The 14932-nt window shown below is 65.9% G+C and carries 11 protein-coding genes and 1 pseudogene; 5 read left to right on the forward strand and 7 right to left on the reverse strand.

What is annotated here, in order from left to right; all coding sequences use genetic code 11:
* Positions 1-117: 117 nt before the first annotated feature.
* Entirely contained in the window at positions 118-1542 is a 1425-nt protein-coding gene (locus WKC72_RS25780; RefSeq protein WP_245973292.1) for an amino acid permease, read from the reverse strand.
* A gap of 504 nt (positions 1543-2046) precedes the next feature.
* Here WKC72_RS25780 and WKC72_RS25785 point away from each other — a divergent pair.
* The 5 genes from WKC72_RS25785 (at position 2047) to WKC72_RS25805 (ending at position 7354) form a co-directional block, all read left to right on the forward strand.
* Positions 2047-2820, forward strand: coding sequence for an enoyl-CoA hydratase/isomerase family protein (locus WKC72_RS25785; protein WP_370180127.1), 774 nt, complete (start codon positions 2047-2049; stop codon positions 2818-2820).
* Between the two features lie 2 nt (positions 2821-2822).
* Complete coding sequence (locus tag WKC72_RS25790) at positions 2823-5009, forward strand: acetate--CoA ligase family protein (RefSeq protein ID WP_370180129.1); 2187 nt, start codon at positions 2823-2825, stop codon at positions 5007-5009.
* Positions 5006-5806: a crotonase/enoyl-CoA hydratase family protein gene (locus tag WKC72_RS25795; RefSeq protein WP_370180131.1), complete on the forward strand. Its 801-nt coding sequence runs from the start codon at positions 5006-5008 to the stop codon at positions 5804-5806. Before WKC72_RS25790 ends, WKC72_RS25795 begins: the two co-directional genes overlap by 4 nt.
* Positions 5803-6087, forward strand: a complete 285-nt coding sequence (locus WKC72_RS25800; protein WP_370180134.1) for a 3-hydroxyacyl-CoA dehydrogenase NAD-binding domain-containing protein — start codon at positions 5803-5805, stop codon at positions 6085-6087. Before WKC72_RS25795 ends, WKC72_RS25800 begins: the two co-directional genes overlap by 4 nt.
* Positions 6088-6256: 169 nt before the next feature.
* The gene (locus tag WKC72_RS25805) at positions 6257-7354 is read left to right on the forward strand and encodes a C45 family autoproteolytic acyltransferase/hydolase (RefSeq protein WP_370180136.1); all 1098 of its coding nucleotides are present in this window, start codon (positions 6257-6259) and stop codon (positions 7352-7354) included.
* 451 nt (positions 7355-7805) lie between these two features.
* On the opposite strand, the gene WKC72_RS25810 is transcribed toward WKC72_RS25805, so the two are convergent.
* The 6 genes and pseudogenes from WKC72_RS25810 to WKC72_RS25835 all read right to left on the reverse strand — a co-directional run bounded on the left by WKC72_RS25810 (position 7806) and on the right by WKC72_RS25835 (position 14926).
* Positions 7806-8933, reverse strand: a complete 1128-nt coding sequence (locus WKC72_RS25810; RefSeq protein ID WP_370184510.1) for an acyl-CoA dehydrogenase family protein — start codon at positions 8931-8933, stop codon at positions 7806-7808.
* A 91-nt stretch (positions 8934-9024) separates the two neighbouring features.
* Positions 9025-10863 (reverse strand): fatty acid--CoA ligase FadD11, encoded by a 1839-nt coding sequence (gene fadD11 / locus WKC72_RS25815; protein ID WP_370180138.1) that lies wholly within the window; start codon positions 10861-10863, stop codon positions 9025-9027.
* Positions 10860-11831: an SDR family oxidoreductase gene (locus WKC72_RS25820; RefSeq protein WP_128638816.1), complete on the reverse strand. Its 972-nt coding sequence runs from the start codon at positions 11829-11831 to the stop codon at positions 10860-10862. Before WKC72_RS25820 ends, fadD11 begins: the two co-directional genes overlap by 4 nt.
* Positions 11831-13317: pseudogene (locus tag WKC72_RS25825) on the reverse strand (aldehyde dehydrogenase family protein). Before WKC72_RS25825 ends, WKC72_RS25820 begins: the two are co-directional and overlap by 1 nt.
* A complete protein-coding gene (locus tag WKC72_RS25830) occupies positions 13314-13826 on the reverse strand; it encodes an SRPBCC family protein (protein WP_037227817.1) in 513 nt (170 codons plus the stop codon). Before WKC72_RS25830 ends, WKC72_RS25825 begins: the two are co-directional and overlap by 4 nt.
* A complete protein-coding gene (locus WKC72_RS25835) occupies positions 13823-14926 on the reverse strand; it encodes a 2Fe-2S iron-sulfur cluster-binding protein (RefSeq protein ID WP_370180141.1) in 1104 nt (367 codons plus the stop codon). The genes WKC72_RS25830 and WKC72_RS25835 overlap by 4 nt, the downstream gene beginning before the upstream one ends.
* Positions 14927-14932 lie beyond the last annotated feature (6 nt).

The following is a 14932-nucleotide window of genomic DNA, read 5'->3' on the forward strand; positions in this document are numbered from 1 at the left end:
TGCCGTGTACTCGCGGGCTGATCGTCTGCGGAGGCACCGCGGCTCACACGGTTCGATGCAGTGGTGGGGTGCACCCCGACTTCGGGTGCACCCCACTTGTGCGGCGAAGGAATGTTGCTACTGCGGGGACTTCGACAGGGTTGCGTCGACGTCGCCGGCCTGCTCGGCTGCGGAGGCCGTCTTGCGACGCTGGTGGATGAGTCCGGCCGCCACCGCGAGGGTGGTGACGATCATGGTCAGCGCGAGGGGGGTACGGGTGGCGGGTGTGAAGACCATGCCGCCGACGATGGCGAGCAGGATGAGGCCGACGAGGTAGGACAGGTACGGAAAGCCCCACATCTTGACCGGCAGGGCCGCCTTCTCCTCGGCGGTCTTCTTGCGACGTCCGGCGATCTGTGTTCCGCAGATGCACAGGTAGACCACCACGGCGACGGCCCCGGAGGAGCTGAGCAGGAAGGTGAACACTGCACCGGTGGGCAGGAAGTAGTTCGCGATCACCGCCAGGAACCCGGCGCTCGATGCGGCGAGGACGGCCTTGACGGGTACCCCGGACTTGCCGGTGGTCCCGAGTGCACCGGGGGCTTCGCCGCGGCGTGACAGGGAGAACAGCATTCGGGACGAGGAGTAGATGCCGGAGTTCAGGCACGACAGCACGGCGGTGAGTACGACCAGATTCATAATGGTCTGTGCGCCGGGCAGGCCGAGCAGGTTGAGCACGGCGGTATAGGGACTCTTGGTGACTTCGGCGGTGTCCCACGGCAGCAGCGTGACGACCACCAGGATGGAGCCGACGTAGAAGAGCAGGATGCGCCAGGCGACGCTGCGCATGCTCTTGCGGACCGCTACGACCGGGTCCTTGGCCTCGCCGGCTGCGATGGTGACCAGCTCGGTGCCGAAGTAGGAGAAGAAGACCGTCAGGACGGCGATCAGTAGAGGAGTGACGCCGTTGGGAAACAGTCCGCCGTGGCCGAGCAGATTCGAGGTTCCGGGCGAGTCGAAATGCGGGAGCACGCCGAAGATCGCGGCGATGCCGACGCCGATGAACAACACGATCGCGGTGACCTTGATCATCGCGAACCAGAACTCGAATCGCGCAAACGATGTCACGGCAGCGAGGTTCACCCCGGTGAGCACTGTCATGAAGATCAGCGCGTAGAGCCAGGTGGGCACTACGGGTATCAGCTGGTTCGCGATCGCGGCACCGGCGATCGCCTCGAACGCGACCGTCACACACCAATGATATGCGTAGAGCCATCCGACGGAAAATCCTGCCCACGAACCTAATTCACGGGATGCGTAGGTTGAGAACGATCCCGTCTCCGGACTCGCGGTCGCCAGTTCGGCGAGCATCCGCATCACCAGAATGATGACCAGACCGGTGAACAGGTAGACCAGGACGATGCCGGGTCCGGCCGAGGAGATCGCCTTGCCGCTGCCGACGAACAGGCCGGCACCGATGACACCGCCGATGCCGATCATCGTCAGTTGGCGGGTGTTGATGGAGTGCTTCAGATTCTCTGAGCTGGAGAGCGATGTTGGCACGACGCCTTCTTCCATAGAACTCGGGATGTGACCCAGGTAACTGCCAGGAGTCATGAAACACGCCCCAGCCGCGTCATGCAAGTACATTTGCATACATTCTTCATTGTGCAAACTTCACATCACAATCGTGAGAGCGGGTGGACCTGCACAAATGACACCCCGCGCGGAGTGACGGACGAAAGGACGCAAGCCGGGGCGTCGGCGGGGACATCTCGACCCCGCCCCTCGGCGAACCCGGAGGGGCAGATCGGCACACGCGCCACAGACACAGTGCGGGTCGATTTGCATCAAAGCGATCTAGTGCAAATATGCTTGCATTATGGATTGCGATGCTGTTGTATGGATCACATGAGGCCCCGCTCCTCGCGTCGGGACGAACAGCGTCCGAGCGCGAGCACCGAGTGGGACTGCTGACGGCTCCCGGAAGCAGACGTGAACCCTGCAGTCAAACCGTCAGTCGGACAGAGCTTTACAAGATGATCGACAAGAAGGAGACGTGAGACGATGACGACCGTCCTGGCAACCCGATCGGGTTCGACCGCGACCCTGGCCCTGAACCGACCCCACCGCCTCAACGCGGTGAGCGAGGAGCTGTACCAGACGCTGATCGACGAATTGGTCGCCTCGGACACGGACCCGGACGTGCGCGCGGTCGTCCTCACCGGCACGGGCCGCGCTTTCTGCGTCGGCGCCGACCTCAAGGCCCACAACTCCGGTACCCGCAGCCGCGAGGAGCAGGCGCACTACCTCGACCTCGCCCAGCGGGTATGCGAACAGATCCAGCGGATGGACATTCCGGTCGTTGCCGCGGTCAACGGCTACGCACTCGGCGCCGGCGCAGAAATGGCGGTCAGCGCCGACTTCCTCGTCATCGCCGAGGACGCCCAGATGGGCTTCCCCGAAGTCAGCATCGGCACCTTCGTCGGCGGCGGCGTCACCAACCGCCTGCCCCGCCTGGTCGGATTGCGCCGGGCCACCGACATGCTGATCCTCGGCGAACGCTTCACCGGCAGCCAGGCCCTCGAGTGGGGGCTCGCGCACTCCGCGGTTCCCGCCGACACGGTGTTCGAGGCAGCGCACGCCCTCGCCAGCACCCTGGCTGCGAAAGCGCCACTGTCCCTGGCTCGGATGAAGGCGGCGCTGCGCCGCAACGACCCGCTCGAGGTGGTGCTCGACACCGAACCGCAGGAACTGCTCGCGCTGATGGGCACGCAGGACTGGGCCGAAGGTGTGACCGCTTTCGCCGAACGCCGCACCCCGATCTTCCAGGGAAAGTAGAGATGCCCACCATGGCACAGCCCTCCGCCGTCGCGGTCGCCACTCCCCCGTCCCCGGTGACCCGCACGGCACTCGAACGGCTCTTCGACCCCCGCTCGATCGCGATCGTCGGCGCCTCGACGAGCCCGACCAAGCGGGGCTTCCAGGCCGTGCGGGCGCTGCAGCAGTCCGGGTTTCAGCACCCGGTGTACCCAGTCAACCCGAAGGCCACCGCGATCCTCGGGCTCGAGGTCGTCCCCTCGATCGATGCGCTGCCGTATGGCATCGACGTCGCCCTGATCGCGCTACCCGGCGCGGCGATCCCGGACGCACTGCGCCGGTGTGCCGCCGTCGGCATCGCCGGGGCGGTCGTGCTGGCCAATGGGTTCAAGGAAACCGGGGATGCGGGCGCCGACCTCGATGCGGCCCTCGCCGAGGCCATCGCCGAAACGGGTATTCGGCTGATCGGCCCGAACACCTCCGGGATGCTCAACGTGTCCACCGGGGCCAATCTGGTTGGGCTACAGGACGTACCCGTGGGGCCGATCAGCGTGATCACCCAGAGCGGCAACATGCTGCTGTCCCTGGTCAACGACAACCGCGCGCTGAAGGGACCGGGTTTCCATGCCTATGTCGGTCTCGGTAACCAGGCGGATGTCCGCTACGACGAATGCGTTACCGAACTGTCCCGGCACGAGGGCACCGGTGCCGTCGCCATCCATTCGGAGGGCTTCGCGGACGGCCGGTCATTCCTACAGGCCGCCGCGAGCGCAGTGCAGGACAAGCCAGTGGTGGTGCTGCGAGGCGGCCGCTCGGAGATCGGGCAACGCACCGCGCTTTCGCATACCGGGTCTATCGCCGGATCCGATGCCGTCGCCACCGCGGTGCTCCGCCAGGCCGGTGTCGAATTGGTCGACCGCTCCGACGAACTCGCCATCGTGGCCGGTGCCATGGCGACGACAGCGCCCATTGCTCCCGGCCGTAAGGTCGCCATTCTTTCCGACGGCGGCGGGCACGCCACACTCGCCGCCGATGCGCTGACCGCGCGCGGAATCGAACTCGCGCAGATCGGCGATCAGACCCAGCAGATCCTGCGGGAGCTGCTCGGTGGACCGGCGTCGGTGGTCAACCCCGTCGACGTGGCCGGAGCCACCGACGCCGATCCCACGGTCTTCGCCGCCGCCGTCGACGCGTTGATGAGCGACCCGGCGGTCGGCCTGGTGCTCATCGTCGGTCTCTTCGGCGGCTATCACCTGCGCTTCGACGCGAGCCTGCGCGAGGCGGAGGACGCCACCGCGGACTCGCTGCTCGCGCTGACCGCCTCCCATGGTGTGCCGCTCCTGGTCCAGAGTTGCTACGCGGGTGACGCCGTCGCCAACCACGACCGTCTGCGCGCCGGTGGGGTCGCGGTGATCAATTCCATCGACCACGCCGTCCGCGTCGTTGCCGCTCTCGACCGGCGCGGGCACCGGCTGTCCACCGCAGCCGAGCGCTCCGCACTCGCCCTGCCGGAACCTGCCCCGCGGGCGGCCAGCGGAGCGGGCATCCTCGACGAGCCCACCGCCCGCGCTCTCATCGAGGACGCCGGCGTCGAGATCGGTGGTTGGACCCTCGCCCGTACCGTCGACGACGTCGTCACCGCAGTGACCGGATACGCGCGTCCGTGTGCACTGAAGATTGTGTCCCCGCAGGTCATCCACAAGTCCGATGTCGGCGGAGTCCGATTGAACGTGGTCGCCGCCACCGCCGCGGACAGCGCCCAGGCGATCATCGATTCGGTCACCGGCAACGTGCCCGGCGCGGTGATCGACGGCATCGTGGTCACCCCGATGGCCGACACCGGTGTCGAATTGCTCGTCGGTGCCACCCGCGACCCGATCTTCGGGCCGGTGGTGGCCTTCGGTTCCGGTGGCGTCATGGTCGAAGCCCTCGAGGACGTCACCTTCCGCGCCGCCCCGTTCACCGACCTCGAGGCCCACGAGATGATCGACGAGACCATCGCCTCCCGCATGCTCGACGGCTACCGGCACCTCCCGATCGTCGACCGGGAAGCGCTGGCCCGCTTCCTCGTCCGGGTCGGCGACATCGTCGCTGCCCGCCCCGAGATCAGCGAACTCGACCTCAACCCCGTGATCGCATCGGACACCGGCATCGTGCCCGTGGACGTGCGAATCGTCCTGTCCGAGAACCACCCTGGAGACCACATATGAGAGACCCCCTGTTGATCGACCGCGTCGGCGACACCATCGTCTGGACCCTCAACAACCCGGAAGCCCGCAACCCCATCTCCGACGCCGGCACCATCGCCGCGCTCGAGGACGCCGTCACCGCGGTCAACCGTGACCCGAGCGTGCGGGTAGCCATCCTCACCGGCGCCGGGTCCGCGTTCTCCTCCGGCGGCAATGTCAAGCACATGCTCGACAGAGCGGGCATGTTCGGTGGGACACCCGCCGAACTGCGCCAGGGCTACCGGCACGGCATCCAGCGCATCCCCCGGGCGCTGCATCACTGCGAGGTTCCCACCATCGCCGCAGTCAACGGCCCGGCCATCGGCGCCGGCTGCGACCTGGCGGCGATGTGTGACCTGCGGGTCGCCTCCAGCACAGCAAAGTTCGCGGAAAGCTTCGTCAAGGTCGGGATCATTCCCGGCGACGGAGGGGCGTGGCTGCTGCCACGGGCCGTCGGAATGGCCCGGGCCAGCGAGATGGCGTTCACCGGGGAGGCGATCGACGCCGCAACCGCCCTGAACTGGGGATTGGTGTCACAGGTCGTCGAACCCGACCAGCTCCTCCCGGCCGCGCACCAGCTGGCCGCACGGGTGGCGGCCAATCCGCCGCACGTGCTGCGGATGACCAAGCGGCTGCTGCGTGAAGCCCAGCACCAGAGCCTCGAGAGCATCCTCGAGTTGTCCGCGGCGATGCAGTCCATCGCCCACCACACCGAAGACCACCTCGAGGCGGTCGGGGCCATGCTCGAGCGGCGCACCCCGCAGTTCAGCGGCCGATGAGCGCCGTTCAGCCCGGCGTCGGGATCATCGGTGGCGGCATCATGGGCGCGGGCATCGCCGAGGCCGCCGCCCGCGCCGCGCTCTCTCGGATCAAGCCGCACCCGAACTGTCGGTTGGGTGAGCAATCGGTCATCATCGAGGCCGTCCCGGAGTTCGAGGAGCTCGAGCTCGACCTGTTCGCCCGTGTCGACGAGATCGCCCGCCCTGATGCACTACTGGCGACCAACACGTCCTCGATTCCGGTGGTCAAGACCCTACTTCTGCACGTCCCCCGACCCTGACCGATTTGACACGAGCAGTCTCGATCCACCCCGATCGCACCGGCTCGAGACGCACGGACCAGATGCCTGGCCTGCCGCCCCGGGCCAGGCACCGTCGTTGCCCACCGATCACCGGCACCATCCCGGCCGCCACCGAGACCGCTACCATTTTCCGCCGAGGAGACCCACCATGAACGCCCACATCGACGAGACCACGATCGCCGGCCTGCGCTGGCTGGTGGTAACCGGTGAGCGCAACGCCGCCTTCACAGTCCTCGGTCAGTACGCGCGAGAGTCCATCACCGCCGTGCAGAGCAAGATGCCCGAACGTGAAGGCCTGCAATCCTTCACCCGCAGCGATCGCGGCCGCCGCATCCTGGCCGACGTGGTAGCGGCCACCACTCACGCCTATCCGCGATACACCGAGGAGCTGCGCGCGCTCGCGACCGGCGCGACCGTGCCCTACGAGGATCTGCTGTTGGCCAATCTCCGCGGCGACATCGGCATCGACGACGGCACCGGATGCACCGACCTCGCCTGGCGCGGAACGCAGTCCTTCGTCGCCCACAACGAGGACGGCGCCCCCGCCCTCGACGGCCACTTCATGCTGCTCACCCTGCGCATCGAGGGCGACCTCCCGGTCACCGTGCAGTGGTACCCGGGATTTCTGCCCGCCAACACCCTGACCGTCAACGGTGCCGGACTGGTGTGGGGCATCAACCACATCCAGGTCACCACCCCTATCGCCGCACCAGGCCGACACTTCGTCGCCCGCGGCCTGCAACAGTGCACCACGCTCACCGACGCCATCGACTACCTCCGCAGCAACCCCAGCGCCGGCGGCTTCGCCTACACCCTCGGCGACACCAGAAGCGGCCGGGTCGCCGTGGTGGAAGCCGCTGCCGGACAGGTCGCGGTCCGAGAACTCCCGCCCGATAACGGATTCGAGTGGCACACCAACCACATCCGCTTCATGTCGAACCCGCCCGACCAGGCAGCCGCAGGCACCGCGACGGCGAACCTCGGCCAACGCGAGGAAAGCCTCGCCCGCGGCCAAGTCCTCGACAGCCTTGTTCCCGTCCTCGAACCCGACGTCGACTGGTTCACCCAGGTGCTGACAGGATCACCCGTCCCGACCGGAGTGCACCGCACCGCCGCCGGCACAGACCCCCTCACCACGCTGTGCACCACCGTCACCAACCTGACCGACCGGACCATCCTCATCCGCAACCACCACGGAACGACCGCGACGCTCACTTTGACCGAACTCACAGCCGAACCGCACTGAGCACCAATCACTCCCCGAGTGTCCAGAGCGATCGATTACGGCTCGTCGGGACAACCGGCGGATCGCTACGCAGAAATTGGGTCGCAGGGCCGGGGCACCTGGTCGCCGACTGCCGGGGACGGGCGGTGGGCCAAGTGGGGTATCCGCGGTAACCCGTCACCGAACGGAGGACTGCGGTGGGACTTCTCAATCCTGCCTTCACGCCGGGGGTAGGGCGGGCGAAAGGCGAAGCGACAAGTTCCCTGCTCGACCAACAGATTCAGCATGCCGCTGCTCCGCTGCCTCGGCCACCAGATCTGGGATAGCCGCGGTAAGGAGTGCGCCGCGAAAGGTGCCTGCGTTGCCTGCAGCAACGATTGGCAGCAGGAGGCCGTCTCACACGGTTGCTGCGAAACGATGCGCCATTCGAGTAGTCACGCAGTGCTGACGCATGATTCGGCTACCAATATGGCTACAGTGCTCTGGAGATCACTTCCTTCATGACCTCGTTGGATCCGGCGTAGATGCGCTGGATACGGGCGTCGGCGTACATCTGGGCGATGGGATATTCGAGGATGTAGCCGTACCCTCCGAACAGTTGTAGACAGCGGTCGATCACGGCGCACTGTTGGTCGGTCAACCAGTACTTCGCCATTGCGGCGGTGGTGACATCGAGTTCGCCGCGCAGGTGCTTGTCGATGCAGTCGTCGAGGAAGGTGCGTGATACCCGCGCGAGGGTTGCGCATTCGGCAAGTTCGAAGCGTGTGTTCTGGAGGTCGAACAGTGTCTTCCCGAACATTGTCCGCGATTTGGTGTACTCGATTGTGAGAGCTACTGCGCGTTCGATCGCGGCGACGGCGGCGACGCCGCAGATCAGTCTTTCCTGTGGTAGTTGCTCCATCAGGTGGACGAATCCGGCACCCTCGCGTTCTCCGAGGAGGTTGTCCACCGGGACGCGGAGACGGTCGAAGAACAGTTCAGTGGTGTCCTGTCCCTTCTGGCCCAGCTTGTCGAAGATCTGTCCGCGCGAGAATCCGGGAGTGTCGTCGGTCACCTCGGCGACAACGAGAGACACTCCCTTCCCGCCGAGCGTGGGATCGGTCTTGGCGGCGATGATGACGAGGTCACAGTTGCGACCGTTGGAGATGAAAGTCTTGGCGCCGGTGATGACATAGTCGCCCCCGTCGCGCACGGCCTTGGTAGTGATGTTTTGCAGATCTGAGCCGGTTCCTGGCTCGGTCATGGCGATGGCACCGACCCATTCACCGCTTGTGAGTTTGGGAAGCCATCGCGACTTCTGCTCGTGGCTTCCGTATGCGTTCAGGTAGTGCGGAACGATTCCCGCGTGCACGCCGAGCTGGAGCGAGTGGTCACCCGCCATCACCTGTTCGTGAAACAGGACGGCATCGTGGGCGAAAGTTCCTCCCCCTCCGCCGAATTCCGTGGGAATCGACATTCCCGACAAGCCCAGCTCGCCCAGAGTGCCGTAGACCTCCTTGTCCGGAAAGCCCTGTTCGGCGAACCGGCGTTGGTGGGGGGTGACCTCCTTGGCGAAGAAGTTGCGTGCGAGTTCGGCAACTGCGCCGAGTTCGTCGTCCATCCATGGGGATGCGCTTTCCGTGGTGACAGTGTGAGCAGTCAAGGGTTCGTCTCCAAAGTTGTTGCGAATTGGTCACGATGGGTTAGCGGTCTCAGCTCCCCACCGGAACCTCCCACTTCCGGTCGGCGGTGGGCTCATACACACCCTGAGCGAGGGGGTCGCGGTAGAGCAGCTCGATCTCTGATGCATACTTCTCGGCGATCGGTTTGCGGCGCAGCTTCATCGTCAAGGTGAGTTCGTCGCCGCCCGGCTCCCAGAAGGTTGGGAGGATCAGGAAGCGCTTGATCTGCTCCACGCGAGACAGGTCTGCGTTGGCCGTCGCGATCGCGGCGGCGATCGTCGCGATCATGTCGCGGTCCGTCGCGAGTGACGCGGAATCGACCCGGATCTCCTTCGTTGCAGCGAAACTCGCTGCGGCCTCGGGGTCGAGTGAGATGAGGGCGGTGTTGTAGGGGCGCGCATCTCCGATGGTGGCCACGCCGCCGATGAGCGAGGAAGCGGCTTTGATCGCGTTCTCGATCGTAGCGGGGGACATATTCTTCCCCGAGGAGTTGATGATCAGTTCCTTCTTCCGGTCGATGACGGTGAGGTACCCGTCCGGGTCGACGGACACCACGTCACCGGTGGCCAGCCATCCGTCGGCGTCAACGGCGTCGGCGGTCTTGGCAGGCTCTCCCCGGTAACCCTTCATGACGAGGGGCCCACGAACGAAAAGCTCACCGTCGTTCGCGACCCGCATGTCCATGCCGGGCACGATCTTGCCGACCGTTCCGAGTTTGGCGGGATCGGCCGGGGCCGCGCTGGCGATGCAGGTCAGTTCCGACATCCCCCAGATCTCGGAGATCTGCAGCCCGAGTCCTGCGAAGAACGCCAACGTGTCGGCGGGTATCGGTGCCGCCCCTGACACGGCCCATCTGAGCTTGTCGAATCCGAGTTCGGCGCGCATCGGCGCCAACACCGTGGATTCTGCCTTGACGAAGTCGTGTTCCAGTTCTTCCGGTACGGGGAGACCTGCCCGGAGCATCTCGATCCGGCGTGCGCCGACATCGAGGCCCCACTCCAACGCGTTCCGTCGTGCGTCGTCCGGTTCGTTCGACACCGCCCGTTCGACCGCGATTTTCAGCTTCTCCCAGACACGCGGCACCGCGCCCCAGATGGTCGGCCGGCAGTCGGGCAGTGCGGCAGCGATCTGCCGCACGTCCGCGACCACGGTGACTTGCGTTCCGAACACCATGTGGAAGTACAGTGCCGTCATCCGATCGGCGATGTGTGCCGACGGCATGAAGGAGGTGATGCGATCTCCGAACTCGATCGGGAGGATCCAGCACACCGCGCTGGCCTCGAACAACAATGCAGCATGAGTCGACTCCACCCCTTTCGGGTTGCCGGTAGTGCCCGAGGTGTAGATCAGGGTTGCAACATCGTCAGGCCGCACAGAGCGCCACGCGGCGTCGAAGTCGAAGTCCGGTGAGCCGAGAGCCTTCATCTGGTCCAAGGCGAGCGTCCCGGCCGGCGCCATTCCCGCATCGATGACGACGATCTGCTCCAGCAGTGCGCCGGATTCCCTGATCCGCTCCACGTACTGGGCCTCGCACACCACGACCTTGGCTTTGGCGTTGCCGAGAACGTATGCGATGGCAGATGGGGGAAGCGTGTTGTAGATCGAGAACGACGTCGCCCCAACATGCTGCGCTCCGACATCGATGGGATAGAAGTCCACACGATTGGCCATCATCAAGGCGACGGTGTCCCCGCGGCGGACCCCGAGTGCGGCGAATCCGGCCGCCACCTCGCGGACCTGGCTCGAGTATTGCCGCCAGGTCAGCGTTTGTGAATCGCCGACCGTTCGCAGCGCGATTGCGTCCGGGTCGACGGCGGCGGTGCGTTGAAATGCTGCGCACAGCGTGTGGGGCGCTTCCTCGATGGTCATGGCGTACTCCTCGGTTCAGAACTTGCAGCTGCAGATCCACTCGGATGTGTTGTGATGGAGCGTTCTTCGAGTTCCCGGATCAGTTGATGGCATTCGGCGTCGGCTGCCAGGTAGCCGTCGGCGAGCACGTTCACCAGTCCGCGCCCCAGTGCCCACGGTTGCCATGCCGCTGGAGCGAGGGTGCGACCGGCGCGACGAGCAACAGCATCGGCGATCACAGTCGCGGCCTCCTCCGGACTGATACGGCGACGCAGCGAACGAGGAAGACGCGCATCGAGCCTTCTGCCGATCTCGTCGTCGTCGAGCGTCGCCCGAGCCAGTTGGGTGTCGACCATCCCGAAGTACGCCACACCTGCGGAGGCGCCGTAGCCGGCGAGTTCGAGACGGAGTGCCCGGCCGAGTTGTTCGACGGCGGCCTTGCTGATCATGTAGGACGCACCACCGAGACCGGGCGCGAAGGCCGCCGCGGACGACACCACCACGATGTGACCGCGTCGCGTAATCACTTCGTCGATCGCAGGATGGACGGTGTTGAAGACACCGGTGAGGTTGATGTCGATCACGCGGTCGAAGCCCGCCGGATCGATCTGGCGGAGGGTGGAGGGGGGCGGGGTCACTCCGGCGTTCGCGACCACCACATCGATCCGCCCATACCGCTCGATCACCCCGTGCACGGCCGCATCCATGCCGAGACGGTCGCGGACATCGGCGACCACGGTGAGAACCCGCCGTCGGCCGAGCGCGAATTCGGCTGCCGTCAGCGCGGATTGATTGACATCGATCAGCGCGACGGTCGCGCCGCGGGCATGCAGCGCTCGCGCCGATGCCAGTCCGATACCGTCGCCTCCGCCGGTAATCAGGACCACCTTGCCGGCAACGTTGTACTCGGCGCCTCGACCGGGAAGTGGGAGTCCCAGGTCTCTCAGGGTGCGAGCGACAGTCGATCGGGTTCTGTACGTGGCCATCATCAATGCCTTCCATGGAGCAGTCTGACGAGAACGCGGACCAGGGCGTCGATCCGTGGTGTGCGCCGAAACGTGGTGAGCGGCAGAATCGACGGGAATCGCTGCCTCGTCATCGCACGGGGAAAGGTGAATTCCCTCAACCCGTCAGCACCGTGGACCCGGCCGAATCCGGAATCTCCGACACCACCCAGCGGCAGGCTCGGGACGAGCGGCGTACATGACGTACGAATTGACCGACACTGCGCCGGTGCGGATTCTTGTCGCGATCGCGTCTCCGCGTCGGCGGGAAAAGACGCTCAACCCCAATCCGTATCGGCTCGCATTGGCCCGTTCGACCGCGTCGTCCATATCCCGCACCCTGGTTACGGTCAGTGTCGGCCCGAATGTCTCCTCGGTGACCGCAACACTGTCCTCCGGCACGTCCACCAGAATGGTCGGCTGCACGAAGTTGCCCTCGATGGCGTCCGGCCCTCCGAGTACGGCGCGGCCGCCCTTTCCGATCGCGTCGTCGATGTGGCGGCGGATGACGTCGATTTGCGTGGGCATGGTGATCGGGCCGATCTGGGCGTTCCCACCGGACCCGGCCCGGATCGTGCGTGCACGAGTGACCACCCGATCGACGAACGCGTCGAATACTTCTTCGTGCACGTACACCCGCTCCACCCCGAGGCAGGTCTGACCGGCGTTGGAGAGCCCACCCCACACGGCCGCATCGGCAGCCGCCTCGAGGTCGCCGTCAGCGTCCACGATCAAGGCGTCCTTTCCGCCGCACTCCATCAGGACCGGGGTGAGTGTCTCCGCGCACGCGGTCATCACCTTCTTTCCCGTGGCGGTGGAACCGGTGAACCCGATCTTGTTCACGGCCGATCGGCACAGTGCAGCTCCTGTTGAGCCGTCACCTGTGACCACCTGCAGAACCGGGTGTTCCGGCACGACCTCGGACAATGTCTGGGCCAACCACACACCGACGCCCGGGGTGTACTCGCTGGGCTTGTAGACCACGGTGTTCCCGGCTGCGAGCGCGAAGGATAGAGAACCGAGCGGAGTGAAGATGGGGTAGTTCCAGGGTCCGATCACCCCCACGACTCCGAGGGGAAGATATTCGACGCTGGCCGACTGGTTGGCGGTGAGGAGGCTGGAGCGGACCGCGCGGCGACCCAGTACGCGGGCGGCGTTCTTCGCCGACCACGCGAGGTGTTCCAAGGCCATCGCAATCTCGAGCATTGCGTCCGCGCGCGGCTTACCCATTTCGATATGGGTGAGCTCAGCGAGTTCCGGTGCGCGACGGGCGATGATGCCCCGCCACGCATCGAGTCGCCGGGCCCGTGCATCGAATCCCAGTGCCCCCCCACCACCCGGCGACCTCATGCGCGCGGCGAACCGCGTCGTCGATGTCGTCGGCCGACCCGCGTGGGTGGGTGCCGACCACCCGTCCGGTCACCGGACTGATCACATCGAACATGTCGGCCGCAGGCGAGGTGGTGATCATCGGGTAGTGCCCTTCGGTTCGTCGAGCGCCTTGTCGGCGAGCGCGTTCGCCCATCCACGTGTCACCCGACGGAGGATTGGCAGGGACAGTTCGAGGAATGGGGCGAACCCGGGCGTGGTGTCTATGGCAAAGGTCCAGGTGAGCCGGGTTCCGTCGGGCGTCGGTTCCAGGGTGATGTCCTCGGCGAACCGGCGGAACCCCGGTCTGCTGGCGGACTCGGCGGTGAAGGTCATCCTTCTGCCCTCGTCCCAGCGGTAGAAGCATTCCCTCAGAGCTGCGGCCCCGTGTCCAATCGTCACGGTTCTGGTGGTACCGACGCCGAAGGGGCGTGGCGATGTCCACTCGCTTGCCGTGATGAGTCGCGCCCACGACACCAGTGCGTCGTGGGCGGTCAACACACTCCACACGTGGTCGGTGTCCGTCGACGAATACACGACGTGCACGAGCCGGAATCTGGCGGTCTGGAGGAACTCGTCGTCGGTGGCGGCGAGTGGGTACCAGCGCGTCACAGGTCGATCACCAGCGATCCACCGGCCGAGCGGGACAGACAGATCAGCATCGAATTCTCCCGCTCGTTGTGCGTCAGGATCCTGTCGCGGTGATCGACCTCGCCGGCCAGGACGCGCACGCGACAGGTGCCGCAAAAGCCTTGCCGGCATGAGTAGGCGACGCCGGGGACCTCCCGGCGGATCGCGGCCAGCGCCGTCTCGTCCGGCCCGACTGACACGGTTGTCCCTCGGCGGGCGAGGCGTATCTCGAACTCGCGGCCGTCGACCACAGGCAGTGGTGAGAAGCGTTCGGTGTGCAACGATCCGGTCGGGTCGATCTCGCGCATCACCAGACGTGCGGTCGTCATCAGTGGTGTCGGGCCACACATGTAGACGGCCGCACCAGGCGAAGCGGTGGCGACGATTCCGGCGATGCCGGGTGGCCCGAATTCGTCGTCTGGCCGGATCTCGACCTGGCCACGCGAGTACCGGGCGAGTTCGTCGAGGAATGGCATGGTCGCTCGGGAGCGTCCGAGATAGACCAGCCGCCAGGGCAGCTCTCTGTCGTGGCATCTCTTCACCATCGGCAGGATCGGAGTGATTCCGATTCCGCCCGCGACGAACAGATACGAGTCCGCCGCCACCAGCGGGAAGGCGTTGCGTGGCCCGCGCACAGTGATCGGGGTCCCGGTTCGCAGGGAGTCGTGAACCTCCCGCGAACCACCCAGGCCGGTGTCGATCCGGCGCACCGCAATGCGGTAGGACGAGAGATCATCGGGGTCGCCACACAGAGAGTACTGCCGCTGTTTTCCCGACGGCAGGATCAGGTCGAGGTGAGCGCCTGGGATCCAGGACGGAAGATCGCCTCCGTCCGGCGACGCCACTTTCACGCTCACAACATCAGCCGCCTCGGTCCGTACTTCCGCAACAATCAGATTCATATCGAACCCCCAGTTGCGCACCGGCTTTGGCCTGGACAGCCATGGAGCTGCACGACTGGCGGCGAACACGTGCCGGTACGCGACCGTCGCCCGCGCGGCCAGCCGGAGAACCCTGGACGGTTCGAAGTCGGGCGTATCGGAGTCCGAGCCTGCGGAACTATCCGACGTCGTCATTGTCATGAGTGG

The sequence above is a fragment of the Rhodococcus wratislaviensis genome (assembly GCF_041228765.1).
In the GTDB taxonomy this organism is placed as follows: Bacteria; Actinomycetota; Actinomycetes; order Mycobacteriales; family Mycobacteriaceae; genus Rhodococcus_F; species Rhodococcus_F wratislaviensis.

Excerpts from the sequence above, each read along its gene's own strand:
- fadD11 (WP_370180138.1), bottom strand. The coding sequence starts at position 10,863 with ATGACCATCGAGGAAGCGCCCCACACGCTGTGCGCAGCATTTCAACGC.
- WKC72_RS25790 (WP_370180129.1), top strand. The coding sequence starts at position 2,823 with ATGCCCACCATGGCACAGCCCTCCGCCGTCGCGGTCGCCACTCCCCCG.
- WKC72_RS25800 (WP_370180134.1), top strand. The coding sequence starts at position 5,803 with ATGAGCGCCGTTCAGCCCGGCGTCGGGATCATCGGTGGCGGCATCATG.
- WKC72_RS25835 (WP_370180141.1), bottom strand. The coding sequence starts at position 14,926 with ATGACAATGACGACGTCGGATAGTTCCGCAGGCTCGGACTCCGATACG.
- WKC72_RS25810 (WP_370184510.1), bottom strand. The coding sequence starts at position 8,933 with ATGGACGACGAACTCGGCGCAGTTGCCGAACTCGCACGCAACTTCTTC.
- WKC72_RS25805 (WP_370180136.1), top strand. The coding sequence starts at position 6,257 with ATGAACGCCCACATCGACGAGACCACGATCGCCGGCCTGCGCTGGCTG.
- WKC72_RS25795 (WP_370180131.1), top strand. The coding sequence starts at position 5,006 with ATGAGAGACCCCCTGTTGATCGACCGCGTCGGCGACACCATCGTCTGG.
- WKC72_RS25785 (WP_370180127.1), top strand. The coding sequence starts at position 2,047 with ATGACGACCGTCCTGGCAACCCGATCGGGTTCGACCGCGACCCTGGCC.
- WKC72_RS25820 (WP_128638816.1), bottom strand. The coding sequence starts at position 11,831 with ATGATGGCCACGTACAGAACCCGATCGACTGTCGCTCGCACCCTGAGA.